The 17,913-nt window shown below is 55.3% G+C and carries 17 protein-coding genes; 8 read left to right on the top strand and 9 right to left on the bottom strand.

The genetic code is table 11. The features are described from left to right. Positions 1–1,048 (top strand): hypothetical protein (locus H1D41_RS17820; protein ID WP_228850191.1); only part of this gene is annotated, 1,048 nt, incomplete at its 5' end. Positions 1,049–1,153: 105 nt separating this feature from the next. Beyond that, on the top strand, positions 1,154–1,558 hold the full coding sequence (locus H1D41_RS17815; protein ID WP_107495172.1) for a hypothetical protein: 405 nt from the start codon (positions 1,154–1,156) through the stop codon (positions 1,556–1,558). On the opposite strand, the gene H1D41_RS17810 is transcribed toward H1D41_RS17815, so the two are convergent. The 6 genes from H1D41_RS17810 to H1D41_RS17785 are packed head-to-tail and all read right to left on the bottom strand — an operon-like array spanning position 1,555 to position 8,123. Beyond that, a complete protein-coding gene (locus H1D41_RS17810) occupies positions 1,555–2,499 on the bottom strand; it encodes a 2-hydroxyacid dehydrogenase (protein ID WP_228850190.1) in 945 nt (314 codons plus the stop codon). The genes H1D41_RS17815 and H1D41_RS17810 overlap by 4 nt on opposite strands. A 7-nt stretch (positions 2,500–2,506) precedes the next feature. Next, complete coding sequence (rodA, locus tag H1D41_RS17805; protein ID WP_107495170.1) at positions 2,507–3,646, bottom strand: rod shape-determining protein RodA; 1,140 nt, start codon at positions 3,644–3,646, stop codon at positions 2,507–2,509. Continuing rightward, complete coding sequence (gene mrdA / locus H1D41_RS17800) at positions 3,643–5,562, bottom strand: penicillin-binding protein 2 (RefSeq protein WP_228850189.1); 1,920 nt, start codon at positions 5,560–5,562, stop codon at positions 3,643–3,645. The genes rodA and mrdA overlap by 4 nt, the downstream gene beginning before the upstream one ends. After that, positions 5,562–6,101 (bottom strand): rod shape-determining protein MreD, encoded by a 540-nt coding sequence (locus H1D41_RS17795; protein WP_228850188.1) that lies wholly within the window; start codon positions 6,099–6,101, stop codon positions 5,562–5,564. Before H1D41_RS17795 ends, mrdA begins: the two co-directional genes overlap by 1 nt. Next, complete coding sequence (mreC, locus tag H1D41_RS17790) at positions 6,094–7,026, bottom strand: rod shape-determining protein MreC (RefSeq protein ID WP_228850187.1); 933 nt, start codon at positions 7,024–7,026, stop codon at positions 6,094–6,096. The genes H1D41_RS17795 and mreC overlap by 8 nt, the downstream gene beginning before the upstream one ends. A gap of 59 nt (positions 7,027–7,085) precedes the next feature. Then, positions 7,086–8,123 carry a rod shape-determining protein gene (locus tag H1D41_RS17785; protein ID WP_107495184.1) on the bottom strand — a complete coding sequence of 346 codons (1,038 nt, stop codon included), beginning with the start codon at positions 8,121–8,123 and terminating at the stop codon, positions 7,086–7,088. A gap of 280 nt (positions 8,124–8,403) precedes the next feature. On the opposite strand from H1D41_RS17785, the gene H1D41_RS17780 reads away from it, so the two are divergent. Next, positions 8,404–9,312 carry a sterol desaturase family protein gene (locus H1D41_RS17780; protein WP_228850186.1) on the top strand — a complete coding sequence of 303 codons (909 nt, stop codon included), beginning with the start codon at positions 8,404–8,406 and terminating at the stop codon, positions 9,310–9,312. After that, a complete protein-coding gene (locus tag H1D41_RS17775; RefSeq protein WP_228850185.1) occupies positions 9,312–9,806 on the top strand; it encodes a DUF2141 domain-containing protein in 495 nt (164 codons plus the stop codon). Before H1D41_RS17780 ends, H1D41_RS17775 begins: the two co-directional genes overlap by 1 nt. A 74-nt stretch (positions 9,807–9,880) precedes the next feature. On the opposite strand, the gene H1D41_RS17770 is transcribed toward H1D41_RS17775, so the two are convergent. Then, on the bottom strand, positions 9,881–11,470 hold the full coding sequence (locus tag H1D41_RS17770) for a 2-isopropylmalate synthase (RefSeq protein ID WP_228850194.1): 1,590 nt from the start codon (positions 11,468–11,470) through the stop codon (positions 9,881–9,883). Between the two features lie 286 nt (positions 11,471–11,756). Beyond that, a complete protein-coding gene (locus H1D41_RS17765; protein WP_228850184.1) occupies positions 11,757–13,280 on the bottom strand; it encodes a 2-isopropylmalate synthase in 1,524 nt (507 codons plus the stop codon). Between the two features lie 195 nt (positions 13,281–13,475). Here H1D41_RS17765 and H1D41_RS17760 point away from each other — a divergent pair, with 195 nt between their 5' ends. Then, positions 13,476–15,134, top strand: coding sequence for an NAD+ synthase (locus H1D41_RS17760; RefSeq protein ID WP_228850183.1), 1,659 nt, complete (start codon positions 13,476–13,478; stop codon positions 15,132–15,134). Here the strand turns inward: H1D41_RS17760 and soxR are convergent, their stop codons facing one another. Next, positions 15,135–15,596: a redox-sensitive transcriptional activator SoxR gene (gene soxR / locus H1D41_RS17755; RefSeq protein WP_107495162.1), complete on the bottom strand. Its 462-nt coding sequence runs from the start codon at positions 15,594–15,596 to the stop codon at positions 15,135–15,137. Positions 15,597–15,686: 90 nt separating this feature from the next. Here soxR and H1D41_RS17750 point away from each other — a divergent pair, with 90 nt between their 5' ends. From H1D41_RS17750 to H1D41_RS17740, 3 genes are all read left to right on the top strand, one after another. After that, a complete protein-coding gene (locus tag H1D41_RS17750) occupies positions 15,687–16,070 on the top strand; it encodes a VOC family protein (protein ID WP_228850182.1) in 384 nt (127 codons plus the stop codon). A gap of 191 nt (positions 16,071–16,261) precedes the next feature. Beyond that, positions 16,262–17,584 carry a glutamate--tRNA ligase gene (gltX, locus tag H1D41_RS17745; protein WP_228850181.1) on the top strand — a complete coding sequence of 441 codons (1,323 nt, stop codon included), beginning with the start codon at positions 16,262–16,264 and terminating at the stop codon, positions 17,582–17,584. Beyond that, positions 17,581–17,829, top strand: coding sequence for a CBU_0592 family membrane protein (locus tag H1D41_RS17740; RefSeq protein WP_228850180.1), 249 nt, complete (start codon positions 17,581–17,583; stop codon positions 17,827–17,829). The genes gltX and H1D41_RS17740 overlap by 4 nt, the downstream gene beginning before the upstream one ends. The last annotated feature ends 84 nt before the right edge of the window (positions 17,830–17,913 follow it).

Genomic DNA, 17,913 nt, shown 5'->3' with positions numbered 1-17,913 from the left:
AAGCGGAGGCGAAAAATTCGTCGACGCCCTCTTCGAGGCAACCCACGACATCATCAAAAACAAAAAACAAAAACTGAAAAAATACAAACCAAACCAAAACACACCAGGAATTCAAATCGCAGCGCAAAGGCAAGAAGATGTCTCCGGTGCTGTTGCCCCGGCTGCAATGCCTGCAGAGCAACCGGCATCTGCGCGCGCACCGGGAATTACGATGCCACGTCGTCCCGTGCGGGTATCGCGTGACAAGGCTGCAGAGCCTCGCCGCATCCATTCCGGAGAGGCGCAGAATCTGCGGGCGGAATTGTTGCAGACTGCAGAGGCCGCGCAGCCGAAACCACCAGCGCCCGAACAGGGGCTTGTTGAACAGATGCGCCAGGAAATTCCGGCAAATGACCGACAGCCGCCGGAGCAGCCGGAACCAGACGTGACAGACAGATCTGATCTGGCCTTAATTCTTGGTAATGAAAGCCGTGTAGAAGAAGTGGTCGAAGCGCCGTTGATTGCTGCATCAGAGCCTGAGATTGAGGAACTTCCAGTGGAAACGGAGCTTCCAGAGGTCAACTTTGATAAAATTCTTTCGCATGTCGTGAAAAATGTGACTGAAAAACCGGTCGAAGAGATGGTTGAAGCCCCTGAGGCTGAGGGCGAGCCAGAGGATCTCGAATTGTCTCTGGACCTGTCCCTGTTTGTAGACGAGCAGAACCATTCTGAACCAGAACCACCGGAGACAGACGTTTCGGAAGAAATGATGATCGGGAATGTGCTGACGGCAGAGAGCGATATCAGTGAGGCGCCGGCAGAGGTGATCCATTCTGAAGATCCGCCTGCACAGTCCGGGCCATTAACGGCTGCTGAAATCTGGACTGAACTGACATCAGGGGCGGACAGGCCCACGGATGTAGATGGTGTGATTGATGCGATTGGCAGGTTGTTGCAGGTACAGTCTGTTCCGGCCCCTGAAGATCAGGAAGTTGCGGATGCAGATAAAATGCCTGTGGCGACCAACGCAGGGGCGAAATCTGTTTCTGGCTGGGATTTCCTGACCTGATCATTTGAGAATTCCGGTTGCTCTTTTTGGGGGCAACCAGAAAACATAACATAGAAATTTACGGGTGTGCTGAGCAGCACTTTCCTACAACTGAACGAGATCACAATGGCTCTGGACGCGGCGCTTCACACATCGATGCAGACAATCCCTGAATGTCTGGCATCGGGTTATATCGATATGACATCCGGAATGCTTTTGGGGGTGCAAACCTCAGAGGAACATTCGCAGGATACACTGGATACGCTGGCGGCTGCAGCCGCGGATTTGTTTCAGGGCGCGAGCGTCACGGAATTCGGCCGGAAGTTCAATGAGGCAACCGGTGGCACTGGAAGTGATGAACATTACTTCCAGGAAATTATCATTTTCAGTTCCAACCTGCTGCATGTGTTCATGCGATCCAAGGCCTGGCCTGATCAGGTGCTTTGTTATATCTGCCGCAGTTCTGCGAACCCGGGCCTTGTGTTGACCAAAGCCCGGATGAGTCTGGAAGCCGTATCCGGGGCGGTTTAATACCCGTTTTTCCGGTCTGCGAGGTTGATGAAACCTTCGCCGGTTTCACCCCGGCGAATGTTTTCGGCAACCATTTCTGACGCAGTGTCTGTCCGGGTTTCAGCCGCCATGTGCGGGGTGACCGTGACATTTGGATGTGTCCAGTAAGGATGTGTGCCGGGCAGGGGTTCGATGCGGAAAACATCTAAGGTCGCATGGGCGATTTGTCCGCTGCCCAGCGCCGCCAGAAGCGCATCATCGTCAATCAACGGGCCGCGTCCAGGGTTCACAATGAAAGAACCACGCGGCATCAGGGCAAGGGTTTCTGCGTTCAGAGTGTTTTCGGTTTCCGGGGTGTTTGGCAGCAGAAGCACGACGATTTCGGATCGCTTAAGAACATCGCGCAGTCCGTCTTCGCCAGAAAAACAGGTGATGCCTTCCAGATCTTTCTGGCGGCGGGACCAGCCCGCTACGTCAAACCCAAACTGCCGCAGCATCCGCGCACAGGCACTGCCAAGTGCCCCCAGCCCCAGAACCGTCACCTGACGCTGCCGCGCCAGCGGCGGGCAATGGGGTTTCCATTCTCCGTTTTGCCCGAGGATCTGCGCATCCATTCCCAGGTGGTGACGCATCACATGGCCGCAGACCCATTCGACCATACCGTCTTCCAGGCCCTTATCGACCATCCGGCACAGGGGCTGGGTCAGGGTTGGATTGTTGATCACACGTTCGACCCCGGCCCAGAGGCTCAGCACTGCTTTGCAGCGGCTGTAGGGGGTGAAATCCTGCACAGGGCTGTTTGGCGACCAGACAAGATAATCGACCTCATCCGGTGTACAATGCGGCGCGCTGTGGGCGGAAAGGGTGAATTCAACATCCACCGCCCGCAGTGCTTTTGTTAGTGCCCCTTCATATTCAGCCCAGTCGGATTGTTTGGCGGCGAAGAGAACATTGACAGACATGGTTTTCCTATCTGGGTCGGTGGATATATGCGCTTTGAACAAAGCCGAAAGCGACCAGAATGACAAGCATTGCTGATCCGCCATAGGACACAAGTGGCAGAGGAACCCCAACGACAGGTGCAAGCCCCATGACCATTGACATATTAACGGCAAAGAACAGGAAGAAAGTTGCAGCAACCCCAATGGTCATCAGCGAGGCAAAACGATCTTTGTTCTGGAAGGCCGCGGCAAGACAAAAGAGCAAAACCAGCAGGTAGAGGCCCAGCAGGGAAATGCCGCCAATAAAGCCGAATTCTTCTGCAAGCGTCGTAAAGATAAAATCTGTATGCTTTTCAGGCAGAAAGTTCAGGCGGCTCTGTGTGCCCTGCATATATCCTCTGCCGGTCCAGCCGCCGGAACCCAGGGCGATTTTGGATTGCGTGATGTGATAGCCACCGCCCAGGGGATCCCGCGATGGATCAAGGAACGTATCAATCCGGCCATATTGGTAATTCTTCAGCAGTTGCCAGTCGGTGCCGCGTGATTTGAACACTGCTACAACAATACCGATCACCGAACCAATCACGCCAGCGAAATACCACAGGCTGACACCGGCTGCGAACATGACGATGCCCCCGCCTGTGATCAGAAGAATGGCAGTGCCAAGGTCCGGTTGGCGCAGGACAAGCCCGACAGGCAACAAGATCAGAAGTACCGGAACCAGAACCCAGAAGGGATGCGAAACTTTGCGGACATCCAGCCAGTCATAATAAGCTGCAATCAGCAGAATGACGGTGATCTTCATAAGCTCTGATGGCTGCAGACGCATAAAACCCAGATTGATCCAGCGCTGCGCCCCCATGCCGACTTCGCCAAACAGCTCCACCGCAACCAGCAGCAACAGGGACACCAGATAGGCGACCGCCGCCATATTGCGCCAGAACCAAATCGGCACCATGGCAACGATGAACATGGCGACCATGCCCATAGCAAAGCGTTTCATCTGCGGTTCGGCCCAGGGGCTGAAGGAACCCCCGGCCACAGAATACAGCATCATAAACCCGACACCACAGATTGTGCTGAGCAGAACGATCAGAGGCCAGTTCAGGTAAAGAACTTTGCGCAGCCCGGTTGGCGTGTGTTTGATCTGATATTCAAGATAACTCATGCCTGGCTGCTTTCATCCCGCAGGGCGTCGAAATCGCGCAGTTCCAGGTTGTTGCGGATCTGGCGGGCTTTGGCGCGTGCTGAAGACGGATAGGCATCCTCTGGTGGAAATCCGCCATACATCGCAAACAGCAGAATGTCGCGGGCAACAGGGGCTGCCGCTTTCGATCCGCCGCCACCATGTTCCACCACCACAGACACCGCATATTTTGGCGCATCATAGGGGGCAAAGCCAACAAACAGCGCATGGTCACGTTGTTCCCAGGGCACATTGGCGTTGTTTACGCGGTTGTTGGACACCTGGCTTGTCCCGGTTTTGCCGGCAAGTTCTTTGCCGTCTGCAGCAATGCGTGATCTAAACGCGGTGCCACGCCGGTTGTTGCTGACAGCGAACATCCCCTGGCGAATGGCGCGCAGATGATTTTGGTTCAGGCCCAGTTCCGGGGGTTCCTCAATCGGCACCTCGACAGAATTCACCGATTTCACAATACGTGGTTCAACGGCGCGCCCGGTGGCAAGGCGGGACGTCATCACAGCCAGTTGCAGTGGGGAGGCCAGTACAAAGCCCTGTCCGATAGACGCGTTCAGACTGTCGCCAATCACCCATTCTGCACCCCGGCGTTCCAGCTTCCAGGCTTTGGTCGGTGTAAGGCCGGAAGAGACCGCAGACATGGGCAGCGCATGGCGTTCCCCCAGGCCCAGACGGCGGGCCATTTCACTGATCTTTTCGATCCCCACACGCTGGGCGATGTCATAATAGTAAATATCGCAGCTGTTGCGCAGGCTTTGGTTCAGGTTCATGTTCCCGTGACCTGAATGTTTCCAGCAGTGGAAGCGACGTCCACCAACTTCGGTGTAACCCCGGCAATAGATGGTTTCTTCCGTGTCAATCAGACCGGCATCCATCGCAGCAAGCGCTGTGACCATCTTAAAGGTGGAACCTGGCGGATAGGCCCCTTGCACAGCTTTCCCCTGAAGCGGGTTCAGGGGGTTTCCGGTCAACTCGCCGTAATCCGCAACTGAAATCCCGCGCACGAATTTATTCGGATCGAATGTCGGGACCGATCCGCAAGCCAGAAGATCACCGGTTTCCACATCCATCACCACGGCAGAGGCCGCTTCGCCCGCAAGGCGTGCCTGAACATAGTTTTGCAGAGGTGCATCAATCGTTAGCTGGATATTATCGCCGGGAATACCTTCGCGCCGGTCCAGTTCGCGAATGATCCGGCCCCCCGCGTTGACTTCATTGCGTACATTCCCGGCCTGACCGCGAAGCTGACGTTCAAGCTTATTTTCAGCCCCGGATTTGCCGATCTGGAACTTGGGGATCTGAAGCAGCGGATCCTGATCTTCAATACGGGAGAGATCATAGTCAGATACAGGTCCGACATAACCGACAACATGACAGAGATCTTCCGCGACCGGATAGCTGCGCGACAGACCAACTTCGGGCGTGATGCCGGGCAGGGCCGGGCCATTAACCGCGATCGCTGATACTTCTTCCCAGGTCAGACGATCCGCGACGGCAACCGGCACATGTGGGGCACGGTCCATGACGGCCTTCAACGCTTTGGCCCGGTCATTTTCCGTCATCGGTATAAGTTCAGAAAGCTTGTCCAGGGCTTCTTCCGGATCACCAGCTTCTTCGCGGACCATCACCACGCGGTAATTCTGTTCATTGGTCGCAAGCGGCAGGCCATTGCGATCCCAGATAAGCCCGCGGGCAGGGGCGATCAGGCGGTCTTTGATGCGGTTTTCATCCGCCAGCAGGCGGAACTGATCTGCCTGATCGACCTGCAGATAACGCATACGTGCAGCAAGCCCCGTGCCAAAAGCAAGCCAGGCCGTGCCCAGAAGTAATCCCCGGCGGGTGATCCCGCGTGTGCTTTCTTCATTCTCTTTTGGCGGCCGGCGCATCAGGCGTACCCTCCACTGCTTTCACGATCTCCGGGGTGAAGGTATCGCACTTTCAGGACAAAATGACAGAATGCGGCGCATGCCGGATATGCCAGAGTTGTTACAAGAACCTCGCGTGCACTCAGGTCAAACGGCGGTGGTGACAGCATCAGCATCTGCATAGGAAGCCGTACACCAAGTGCCAGGGCAATCATGACGACCGTGACGACGCCCCATTCCAGGAGGAAGGGGAATTCGCGCATAAACGGACTGCGCGAACGTAAAAATTCGGTTGCGACAATCATCAGTGCAACGCCAAGTCCCGGGGGGCGTTGCAAAAGGATATCTGTCAGAAAAAACACCAGTGCCACGGATACAACCGGCACCTGATCAGGTCGGCGCACAACCCAGGCACAGGTCAGGGCGATCAGCAGATCAGGCGGTGGAATATCCATAGGGGTGGTTTGCAAGGGGATGAGCTGCGCAAAGACAATCACGGCACATATCAGCGGGTACAGCAGACGCCAGCTCCAGAGATGCAGGCTGACCGGATCAACCATTGTCATCCCCGGTGGTGGCTGCTGTGTCGTCGGTTTCTTCCTGTATTGCGTTGTCTGTTGTCGGATCAGATGTTACAACAAGTCCGCCGGGATCTGTCAGGGCTGGGGCCTCATGCAGGCGGATCACACGCAGGAATTCCAGCCGTTCATAATCCGCAGCCAGCAGAACCCGCAGACGCCCACCGGGGGATTCCGTAATCTGACCAATCAGAAGATCCGCCGGAAACACACCGCCGTCGCCTGATGACACAACCCGGTCGCCGGGGCGCACAAGATCAGGTTTATCCAGAAGCTCAATTGCCGGGGCGGGCGTGTTATCCCCCGCAAGAAGCGCGCGCTGACCAGATGGCAGGATGGTGATCGGAATACGGCTGTTTGAATCAGTCAGAAGCAGCACGCGTGAAGACCGGTTGCCCACACCAGAAATTCGCCCGACAAGGCCCAGCCCGTCCATCGCGGCCCAGCCATCGGTAATCCCGTCCCGTTCGCCAACATTCAACAGAACAGACTGATGGAAAGGCGACCCGCTGTCTGCGGTGACAACACCGGTCACCCAGGTCAGTTGCGGATCAAGGCGGACCTTGTTCAGATCCAGCAGGCGGGCATTGCGTTGGTCAAGCTGCAGGGCGGCTTCCTGCCAGACGCGCATTTCCTGGAGTTCGCTGCGCAGCTCCTGATTTTGCTCATACAGGCGCTGATAACTCTGGAAATTCGCGATCATTTCACTGATCCCGGTCACCGGCGCCATGGCCCAGTCCATGTTTGGCAAGATCACATCCGTGATCTGGGCGCGCAAACGTTCCACACGGGGGCTGTCGATGCGCCAGATCAGGAAAATCGCAAGCATAAAGACAACCAGGATACCCACCAGCATTCGCCGGATCGGGCGGCCATAGGTTTCAGTCTGGGCGCGGTCACGGGCCACGGCGCTCTCCTGGTTCTGGTGTCAGTGCTGGTCGGATGAGGCAGTGGGCCTTGTACAGATCAGCTGTCGTAATCAATGACGTGGCGCAGTTGTTTTTCGTATTCCAGCGCTTTGCCGGTGCCAAGCGCCACACAGTTCAGGCTTTCGTCGGCAACAGATACGGCCAGGCCGGTCTGTTCGCGCAGAGCCAGATCAAGCGACCCGAGCAGCGCGCCACCACCGGTCAGCATAACGCCACGATCCACAATATCAGCGGCCAGATCCGGCGGCGTGGTTTCAAGGGCTGTCATCACCGCTTCGCAGATCTGCTGTACGGGTTCTGCAAGGGCTTCTGCCACCTGTGCCTGATTGATCTCGATTTCTTTTGGTACACCTGTCAGCAGATCACGGCCACGGATCTGCATGGACGCACCGCGTCCATCATCCGGCATACGGGCGGTCCCGATGGAGGTTTTGATACGTTCCGCAGTGGCTTCACCGACCAGAAGGTTCTGCTGACGGCGCAGGTAGCTGATGATGGCTTCATCCATACGGTCACCACCGACGCGCACGGAACGCGCGTAAACGATGTCACCCAGGGACAGAACCGCAACTTCTGTCGTACCACCACCGATGTCGACAACCATGTTGCCGGTCGGATCAGTGATCGGCATGCCAGCCCCAATCGCCGCAGCAATTGGTTCTGCAATCAGGCCCGCGCGACGTGCACCGGCAGACAGCACAGACTGACGAATTGCGCGTTTTTCAACCGGGGTTGCGCCATGGGGCACACAAACGATGATCTTTGGCTTTGAGAAAGTCGTGCGTTTGTGAACTTTGCGGATGAAGTGTTTGATCATCTCTTCCGCAGTGTCAAAATCCGCAATCACACCTTCGCGCATCGGACGGATCGCCTCAATGCTGCCCGGTGTCCGGCCCAGCATAAGTTTCGCGTCTTCGCCCACGGCCAGGACTTTCTTAACACCATCTTTGACGTGATATGCCACAACAGAGGGTTCAGACAGGATCACACCTTTACCTTTGACATAGACCAACGTGTTCGCTGTGCCCAGGTCAATTGCCATATCTGACGAAAACAGCCCGCTCAGTATTGCCATGTTATATGTGATCCCCGAAATACAATTATTACGCGCAGACTCGGCTGCGCTGCGTGGAAGTTTATGCGGCGTGTTTACGCCATAGTAAAGAGCGAGGGTTTGCGGAATATAGCCAAGGGGCGGGAATTTGCCCGATTTTGCGCTATATTGCGAAAAATTCCCCATTTCCGGGTGGTTTCACCGGGGCTGGGGCCATTGCGCAAGAAAGATCACGCGCCTCGCAAGATTTGTCCATCGTCAGGGTCTATCTGGTTTTCAGTATCACAGCAAAGGGTCATCCATGCCTGATTTTCTTCTTAAACCCATTCCTGGCTTCCAACTGGAGATCTGGGAAAAATTCATCGGCGACTGGTTTTTCGTCTTCGCAATCGCCTTTCTGGTGTTTGAACTTGCGCTTTATGCGCTTCGGGGGAAACTGTCGAAGCATATGGCGGGTGACACAGTCACCAACTATATCACGCTCGCCTTTTTTCTGATCACAACAACGCTGCTCTTTGCAACGCTTTACGCTGCGGCCTATTTCTTTGCGGCAGAGTTCGCCGTGTTCGGTATCCAGACCAACCTTCTGACACTGGTGATTTGTCTGATCCTTGCTGATCTGGCATACTACTGGGAACATCGCATTCTGCACCGGATCAACTTCCTCTGGGCGACCCATTCGGTGCACCATTCCTCGCCGTTCTTCAATATTTCCGTCGCCTATCGTCACGGCCCGTTGGACGGGTTCTGGCCGCTGTTTTTTCACCTGCCGCTGGTGCTTCTCGGCTTTGATCCGCTGCTGGTTCTGGTCTGCGAACTATTGGTGCAATTGTTCCAGACGGCCCTGCATACCGAGGTGATCGGCAAGCTCTGGAAGCCGATTGAACTGCTTTTCAACACCCCAAGCCACCACCGGGTACACCACGGTTCAAATCGGAAATATCTGGATAAGAATTACGCTGGCATCTTCATCATCTGGGATCGTATGTTCGGAACCTTTGAAGAAGAGATCGAAGACGTGAAGTACGGCCTTACCCGACCGATCAATTCGATCAACCCCTTTGTTGCCTTCTTCCATGGGTTCACACGCCTTGGCGCTGAGGTTGCGAAAGCAGATGGGCTATACAACAAACTTGGCCACCTCTTTGGCCCGCCTGGCTGGAAGCCCAAAAAGAAACCTGCCCAGCCCACATCAGAAGGAGAAAAGTAATGCCTTCCAACGCTATGCGCCTGTCCGCCGCTGCTGTAACAATCGCCCTGACCATCGGGGGGGCTTATATTGCCTCAGGTCTGCGGTATGTGGTGCCTGAAGCCAATGCATCCACCACCGACACGGAGAACGTTTCAGGTTATCAGATCAACATCCATGACACGCGATCTGATCAGGGCAAATTGCTGATCATGGCCTTCGAGCATCAGGAAGCTTTTGATGCGCTCGATTATAAAGCTGCCAGTGGCTATCTGGAAATCCCGGCGGATGCTGTTCCTCTGCGTGTGGATTTCCCGGACCTGACAGAGGGCTATTATGCGTTCTTCGTGCTGCATGATGAAAATGGCGATTATGAGTTGAACTTTGAAGGTGAATTGCCATCAGAAGGTTACGCCGTGTCAGGCACGAACGAAGCCTATGGTGAGCCCGTGTTCGAATATTCTGCCATCGCCCCCGGCACGCATGACCTGTCTGTGCGCTATTGGTTGCCATAAGCGGGAGATCGTTTTCTTTCGAAGTTTCCGGGCCCGCCAAAAGAAACGCCGCCTCAGAGGGCGGCGTTTTGTCTTTACACGCTGTCGGTCATCGAGATGGTTTTCACATCCTCACCCGGCGCGCCTTTTTCACGACGTACAATCAGGCGGTTCAGCGCGTTCACATAGGCTTTGGCAGACGCCACAACCGTATCCGTATCTGCAGCCTGACCCGTGGCAATACGCCCTTCTTCTTCCAGACGTACAGACACAGTTGCCTGGGCATCCGTGCCCTCTGTCACCGCATGCACTTGATAAAGTTGCAGGTTTACATCATGCGGGAAGATCGCTTTAACAGCGTTGAACACGGCATCAACAGGGCCATCACCGGTGGCCGTGGTTTGCTGATCCACACCATCCACTGTCAGGGTCAGATCGGCGGATTGTGGGGCTTCTGTGCCACAGATCACACGCAGGAACTTCACCTGAATGGCCTCATGTTCCGCCTCAGATGCGCTGTCCCGCATCAGGGCCAGAACATCATCATCGTGTACTTCTTTCTTGCGGTCCGCCAGGGCCTTAAACCGCACGAACACGTCTTTCAGCTGGTTGTCACCCACATCAAAACCAAGTTCAGCCAGCTTTGCACGCAGCGCCGCACGACCGGAATGCTTGCCAAGCGGCAGGGAGGTCCCGGACAGGCCCACATCTTCAGGACGCATGATTTCAAAGGTCTCAGCGTTCTTCAGCATGCCGTCCTGGTGAATGCCGCTTTCATGGGCAAAGGCGTTTTTGCCAACAATCGCTTTGTTATATTGCACCGGGAAGCCGGACACAGTCGCCACACGGCGGGAAATCTGCATCAGACGGCGGGAGTCGATACCAGTGGTAAATGGCATAATGTCATTGCGCACTTTCAGTGCCATGACGACTTCTTCCAGGGCCGTGTTGCCCGCACGTTCGCCCAGACCGTTGATGGTACATTCAATCTGACGCGCACCGGCCTCAACAGCGGCCAGAGAGTTCGCCGTCGCCATGCCCAGGTCGTTATGACAATGGGTTGCAAAGACGATTTCATCTGCACCTGGCACACGCTCCAGCAGCATTTTAATCAGCTCGGCACTTTCACGTGGTGCGGTGTAACCCACTGTATCCGGGATGTTAATTGTGGTCGCACCGGCTTTGATTGCGATTTCGATCACACGACACAGATAGTCTTCCTCTGTGCGGGTCGCATCCATCGGGGACCATTGCACATTGTCACAGAGGTTGCGCGCATGGGACACGGTTTCATGGATCTTATCCGCCATTTCATCCATGGACAGGCCCGGGATTTCACGGTGCAGGGGGGACGTGCCGATAAAGGTGTGAATGCGTGGCTGGGCTGCGTGTTTCACGGCTTCAAAGCAGCGGTCAATGTCTTTGAAATTCGCGCGGGACAGGCCACAGATCACAGAATTCTTTGAGCGTTCAGCAATCTCGGAAACCGCCTTGAAGTCGCCTTCAGACGCAATCGGGAAACCGGCTTCGATAATATCCACGCCCATATCATCGAGCATCTCTGCAATCTCAAGCTTCTCATCATGGGTCATGGTTGCGCCGGGGCTTTGTTCGCCGTCGCGCAGGGTGGTGTCAAAAATTACGACGCGGTCCTGCTGGGATGCGGTGTCAGATGCGTTGGTCATCGGATCATCTTTCATGTCTTCGCCAGTGAAATTTTGGATGGCGGGGGAATCGTTTTCTTCTCTCATATTCCGGCGCGATATACCCCCTGAGCGGTCGCGCCGAAAGGCACGCTCAGAGGCGAGTAAGGAGAAGAAGAGCAGATAGCGCGCGAACAGGCTGCGCGGAGGCGCAGTTCAGTTGGGCGGTATGTGCTTTGGTCATCATGGGCGCGATCATAACCCGGGATTTCGATTTGAAAAGAGCCTTCCTGCGAAAATCCGGAAATTTTCACAGGCGGCCCGGAAATCAGTTCCCGGAGGTCTCTGTTTCAGTATCTGGTGTTTCGGTGGTGCCTGAGGTTGTCGTTTCACTTTCAACCGGCAGGGCGTCATGTTCCCAGATCCCTTCGGACACTTCGCCACTGGCGTAGCGCAGTACGCCCTGGCCATGGCGTTTGCCAGATATCAGGGCACCTTCGTAAACATCACCGCTGGCATAGGTCATCACACCTTCGCCTGTGATGTCACCCGCTGACCACTGGCCAACATAGCGAATGCCATCCGGCACATCGAGTTCGCCATGCCCGTCTGGCTGATCTTTGCTGTGTTCGCCGGTGTAAATTGCACCGCTGGCAAAACGTGTGACGCCTGGTCCTTCGCGATGCCCGGCGATCCAGCTGCCGTCATAAGTGAATTGTTCCGGCACAATAAGCTGCCCTTGCCCATGTGGGCGACCTTCGCGGAAACCGCCGGTGTAAGTTGCGCCGCTGTTGTAACTGGCGGTGCCATCGCCATCGATCAGCCCGTTCTTCCATGCGCCTTCATAGCTGCCACCGCCGGGATATTCGATACGCCCCGTGCCATGGGCAACACCATCTGCAAGCATTCCACGGTAGATGGACCCATCGGGGTAAGTCACCTGACCTTCGCCCATGATTTTGCCTTCAGACCATGCTCCCTCATAGATATAACCGTCATTCAGGGTCAGTTTGCCCTGACCGTGGCGCGCATCATTCAGATAGCCACCCTCATACGTTTCGCCACTTGCTGTGGTCATCACAGCTGCGCCCGCGCGGCGGCCATTGACAAAGCCGCCCTCAAACACATCGCCATTCTGATAGGTCAGCCGGCCTTCTCCATGCATCTGATGGTTCTCCCAGGTTCCTGCGTAATGCAGCCCGTCGGCAGATGTGAACTCGCCAGCCCCATGGCGCTGATTGTTCAGGAAGAAGCCTTCATAGCGTGATCCGTCCGGATAGGTCACACGCCCTTCGCCTTCACGGCGGGCTTCGACCCATTCGCCTTGATAGGTAAACCCGTTCGGATTGCGCAGCGTGCCCACGCCATGGTGGCGGGCATGATCAAATCCGCCCTCATAGACAATGCCATTGGCATAAATCGCAATGCCATTTCCGGTGAACTCGCCCTGTTGCCAATCCCCTTCAAAGACGCTGCCATCGGGCAGGGTCAGCTTGCCAAACCCATCGGCCACACCATCGGTGAATTCCCCGGCGTAGGTGGATCCATCCGCAAATGTCATATTGCCCTGTCCGGTGATCGCGCCTTCATTCCACTGACCACTGTAATGAAACCCGGACGGCAAATCATAGCTGCCATTGCCATGACGTTTGCCGTCCAGAATATCCCCTTCATAGACGCCGCCGTACAGATCTTCCTGACGCAGAACTTCCACTGTTGCAGCAGGGGCTTCATCCACCGCAGTTTCTTGTGCGAAAACGGGCAGGGCAGAACCGGTGAAGCCGGCAGAGACAAATGAAAACAGGCACAAACGGAAGAAATGACGGGTCACAGGGGGTGTCACGAAAGGCATAGAGCGCTCCGGTTGAGGCAATGAAATTGCGCGGCAAAGCCACAGGTTGTGCGCAGACTAGCCCCCGTCCGCCCGGGTGACAATGTTAATTCCCAAAGCTTGCAAACAGAAGCACAAGATTTCTGCGAGGGTGGTTTATCCCGGCGCATTCTCTGTTAAGAAGTGGCAGAGAACCAGAGATTCAGGCAGGTAGATATGGCAGATCGTTTCAAACTGACGCTGGCACAGCTGAACCCGACTGTGGGTGCGATTGCGGCGAATGCCGATAAGGCGCGTGCTGCATTTGCAGAAGGCAAAGCCGCAGGTGCTGATATGGTGGCGCTGCCTGAAATGTTTATCTCGGGCTACAACACCCAGGATCTGGTGATGAAACCGGCGTTCCAGCAGGCCTGTGTAGAGGCCGTGCAGACCCTGGCCGCCGATTGTGCCGATGGCCCTGCGCTGGGCATTGGCGGGCCGTTTGTTGAGGATGGAAAGCTGTTTAACGCTTATTTCATTCTGAAGGGCGGGAAAATTGTTTCGCGGGTGCTTAAGCATCACCTGCCCAATGAAACCGTCTTTGACGAAGTCCGCATCTATGACAGCGGGCCCCTTGGTGGTCCTTATTCCGTCGGCAACACCCGTATCGGCACACCGATCTGCGAAGACGCCTGGCACGAAGATGTGGCAGAAACTCTTGCGGAAACCGGGGCGGAATTCCTGCTGGTGCCGAACGGGTCGCCGTATTTCCGCAACAAAATGGACGTGCGATATTCCCATATGATGGCGCGTGTAACCGAAACCGGCCTGCCGTTAATCTATCTTAACATGGTAGGCGGTCAGGATGATCAGGTGTTTGATGGCGGAACCTTTGTGCTGAACCCCGGCGGTGAAGTTGCCCTGCAGATGCCGGTGTTTGACGAAGCGATTGCGCATCTTGAACTGGAACGCACGGATGAAGGTTGGCGGGCTGTCAAATCTGACCTTGCCGCTTTGCCGGATGAGTGGGAACAGGACTATCGTTGCATGGTCGAAAGCCTGCGCGATTATATGGGGAAGACCGGCTTTGAGAAGGTTCTGCTTGGTCTGTCCGGTGGGATTGATTCTGCGATTGTGGCGACCATTGCTGCTGACGCGCTGGGGCCGGAGAATGTGCGCTGTGTGATGTTGCCGTCTGAATATACATCGCAAAGCTCGCTGGATGATGCCAAAGACATCGCTGAACGTCTGGGCTGTCACTATGATTTTGTGCCGATTGCCGAGGGGCGTGCTGCCATTACCAACACGCTTGCGCCGCTGTTTACGGGGCGTGATGAAGACGTGACCGAGGAAAATATTCAATCCCGTCTGCGTGGCCTGCTGCTGATGGCCATGAGCAATAAGTTTGGTGAAATGCTGCTAACGACCGGCAATAAGTCGGAGGTCGCCGTTGGGTATGCGACAATTTATGGTGATATGTCAGGTGGTTACAATCCTCTGAAGGATATGTACAAAGTGCGGGTGTTTGAATCATGTCGCTGGCGCAACGCCAATCACCGCCCCTGGATGGCGGCACCTGCGGGTGAGGTTATTCCGGTGTCTATCATCGACAAGCCGCCGTCGGCAGAACTGCGTGACGATCAGAAAGACAGCGATTCATTGCCGCCTTATGAAGTGCTGGATGCGATCCTGGAAGGTCTGGTGGATGATGAAAAATCCGTGGCTGATCTGGTGGCCGAAGGGCACGATCGTGCGACTGTGAAACGCATTGAACATCTGATCTATATCTCTGAATACAAACGCTTTCAGTCGGCCCCAGGCACGCGTCTGACCCAAAGTGCTTTCTGGCTGGATCGCCGCTATCCGATTGTCAGCCGTTGGCGCGATAACGGCTGATCAGTCAATGCCTTCGGGCATGTCCCCCACCAGATAACGCGCGCCTGTACCTTTGTGGCGGGCGTTATCTAACGGGTTGTAAAGCTGACACTTTTTCAAGCTGAGACAACCGCAGCCGATACATCCGTCCAGCTTGTCGCGTAACCCTTCGAGGGTTCTGATCCGGGCATCCAGGTCAGCGCGAAAGTGACGTGAAATCTTTGCCCAGTCGGCCTTGGTTGGAGTGCGGCCTTCGGGCAGGCGGGACAGTTGTTCTGCTATATCTTTCAGTGAAAAATCAAACTGTTGTGCGATCTGCACAAAGCTGAGACGCCGGATATCTGCGCGGCGAAACCGGCGTTGACCACCTGCATTTCGTTCTGAAAACACAAGCCCCTGTTCTTCATAATAACGAATGGCGGACACCGCCAGGCCGGTGCGGCTGGCCAGTTGCCCGATGGATAGAAAATCGCGGTGATGCATGATCTGGCCTTTCGAATCTTTTGCTTGATCTCAAGTTAGCTTGAGGAATTACACACGAAAAATGAAATAAAATCAACGATAGGAAATACCATGTCAGAAGCAATGCTTGAACATGTCAACGTCACCGTCAAAGATCCGGATGCCACTGCGGAGATGCTGAATCAGCTGTTTGGCTGGCACGTGCGATGGCGGGGGGATGCGAAATATCAGGGCACCACGCTGCATGTTGGCGGGGCGGACAGTTATATCGCGGTGTACAGTTCTGGGGGCAATGATCCGGTGAACTTTGATCGCTATAAAACCCCGGGGTCGATGAACCATATTGGGGTGGTTGTTGAGGATCTGGATGCGGTGGAAGCGAAGGTCAAAGCGCTGGGGTTCACGCCACATAATCATGGCGATTACGAACCTGGAAAGCGGTTCTATTTTGATGATGCGGACGGGATCGAGATCGAGGTGATCAGCTATGTTTAAAGCCCGGATCTGGGGCTGAGTATGCCATGCACAAAGCATGCACATGTCATGCACATCCTATGCATACACAGCGTTCGCCCTGTTAACAGGTATTAACGGGGCGATTTCCCTTGAAACTGGACATTTGGGCGCGGGTGTGAAACACCACGCGCGACCTGATATTGTGTCAGGGATCAGAGGAAACGTAACAGATGACAACTACCCGTTTTGCACCGTCGCCCACCGGCTATATTCATATCGGCAACCTGCGTACCGCGTTGATGAATTACCTGATCGCACGACAGAACGGCGGACAATTTATTCTGCGTCTGGATGATACGGACCCTGAGCGTTCTAAAGAAGAATATGTTGATGGCATCAAGGAAGACCTGACCTGGCTGGGCCTGACCTGGGATCGGGTTGAGCGCCAGTCTGACCGTCTGGACCGTTACAACGAGGCGATGGATCAGCTGCGTGCGTCTGGTCGTCTTTATGAATGTTTTGAGACCCCGGTTGAACTGGACCTGAAACGCAAGAAACAGCTGAACATGGGCAAGCCGCCGGTTTATGACCGCGCGGGTCTGAACCTGTCCGACGCTGAAAAAGACGCGCTGCGGGCGGAACGTGGCAATGGTCACTGGCGGTTTAAGCTGGATCTTGAACGGATCGAATGGAAAGACGGCGTTCTTGGCGATATTTCCATTGATGCGGCGTCTGTGTCTGATCCTGTTCTGATCCGTGCGGATGGGCAGTACCTGTATACGCCTGCGTCTGTTTGTGACGATATTGATTTTGGCGTGACCCATGTTGTGCGTGGTTCTGACCATGTGACCAACACCGCGACCCAGATCCAGATCATCAAAGCGCTGGGCGGTGCTGTGCCGGAATTTGCGCACCATTCCCTGCTGACCGATGCGGATGGTGGGGCGCTGTCCAAACGTCTGGGCACTTTGTCCCTGCGTGATCTGCGTGCCCAGGGGATTGAACCTATGGCGATGCTGTCACAGCTGGCGCGCCTTGGCTCTGCTGATCCGGTTGAGCTGCGTTCACAGATGCAGGAACTGGTCGATGGGTTTGACATTTCCAAGTTTGGTTCTGCCCCGACAAAGTTTGACGTCGAAGATCTGAAGCCGCTGACGGCGAAAGTGAACCATGGGCGTGATTTTGCAGAAGTGTCTGATTACATTTCTGAAATCGGTGTTCCTGCGGATAAGGCTGAGGCCTTCTGGACCTTGATGCGTGAAAATATCACATTGCTGTCTGACCTTGAAGGCTGGTGGGCCTTGCTGCGCGATGGTGCGGATCCGGTGATTGAAGGCGAAGACAAAGATTTCGTCGCCGAAGCCCTGTCCATGATGCCTGAGATGCCGTTTGATGATGCGACCTGGGGCACCTGGACGAAAGCTGTGAAAGACGCGACCGGGCGCAAAGGCCGTGGTCTTTTTATGCCGTTGCGCAAGGCGCTGACCGGGCAGGCACATGGGCCTGATATGGGGCAGCTTCTGCCGCTGATGCAGGTCATTCGCGCGAAATGAGTGACCTTGGCCTGCCCGATTTCATAGGTGTCTGCGGCACTTTGATGGTTGGGCTGGCCTATCTGGCGACACAGATGCGCTGGATGAATTCTGACGACCTGGCCTTTCCGGTTGTGAACCTGGCCGGGTCGTTTCTGATCGCATTTTCCCTGAGGTATAACTTCAATCTGGCGTCTGCCCTGATGGAAGGGTTTTGGATTGTGATCAGCCTGATTGGCATCGCGCAATATCTGCGCGCACGTTGATTTTTTGCACTAAAGCATGGCGACTGCGGGCAGTCTGTGCATTTGCGCAGGTTTTCATTTGGCGCGGGGCCGTTCACAGTGGCG

The sequence above is a fragment of the Halocynthiibacter styelae genome, assembly GCF_016123485.1.
GTDB lineage: Bacteria > Pseudomonadota > Alphaproteobacteria > Rhodobacterales > Rhodobacteraceae > Halocynthiibacter > Halocynthiibacter styelae.
This window is presented reverse-complemented; position numbering and strand designations above follow the sequence as displayed.

Bases quoted from the DNA above. Each gene is read 5' to 3' on its own strand.
- H1D41_RS17815 (WP_107495172.1), top strand. From the start codon at position 1,154: ATGGCTCTGGACGCGGCGCTTCACACATCGATGCAGACAATCCCTGAA.
- H1D41_RS17810 (WP_228850190.1), bottom strand. From the start codon at position 2,499: ATGTCTGTCAATGTTCTCTTCGCCGCCAAACAATCCGACTGGGCTGAA.
- rodA (WP_107495170.1), bottom strand. From the start codon at position 3,646: ATGAGTTATCTTGAATATCAGATCAAACACACGCCAACCGGGCTGCGC.
- mrdA (WP_228850189.1), bottom strand. From the start codon at position 5,562: ATGCGCCGGCCGCCAAAAGAGAATGAAGAAAGCACACGCGGGATCACC.
- H1D41_RS17795 (WP_228850188.1), bottom strand. From the start codon at position 6,101: ATGGTTGATCCGGTCAGCCTGCATCTCTGGAGCTGGCGTCTGCTGTAC.
- H1D41_RS17785 (WP_107495184.1), bottom strand. From the start codon at position 8,123: ATGGCAATACTGAGCGGGCTGTTTTCGTCAGATATGGCAATTGACCTG.
- H1D41_RS17780 (WP_228850186.1), top strand. From the start codon at position 8,404: ATGCCTGATTTTCTTCTTAAACCCATTCCTGGCTTCCAACTGGAGATC.
- H1D41_RS17775 (WP_228850185.1), top strand. From the start codon at position 9,312: ATGCCTTCCAACGCTATGCGCCTGTCCGCCGCTGCTGTAACAATCGCC.
- H1D41_RS17770 (WP_228850194.1), bottom strand. From the start codon at position 11,470: ATGACCAACGCATCTGACACCGCATCCCAGCAGGACCGCGTCGTAATT.
- H1D41_RS17765 (WP_228850184.1), bottom strand. From the start codon at position 13,280: ATGCCTTTCGTGACACCCCCTGTGACCCGTCATTTCTTCCGTTTGTGC.
- H1D41_RS17760 (WP_228850183.1), top strand. From the start codon at position 13,476: ATGGCAGATCGTTTCAAACTGACGCTGGCACAGCTGAACCCGACTGTG.
- soxR (WP_107495162.1), bottom strand. From the start codon at position 15,596: ATGCATCACCGCGATTTTCTATCCATCGGGCAACTGGCCAGCCGCACC.
- H1D41_RS17750 (WP_228850182.1), top strand. From the start codon at position 15,687: ATGTCAGAAGCAATGCTTGAACATGTCAACGTCACCGTCAAAGATCCG.
- gltX (WP_228850181.1), top strand. From the start codon at position 16,262: ATGACAACTACCCGTTTTGCACCGTCGCCCACCGGCTATATTCATATC.
- H1D41_RS17740 (WP_228850180.1), top strand. From the start codon at position 17,581: ATGAGTGACCTTGGCCTGCCCGATTTCATAGGTGTCTGCGGCACTTTG.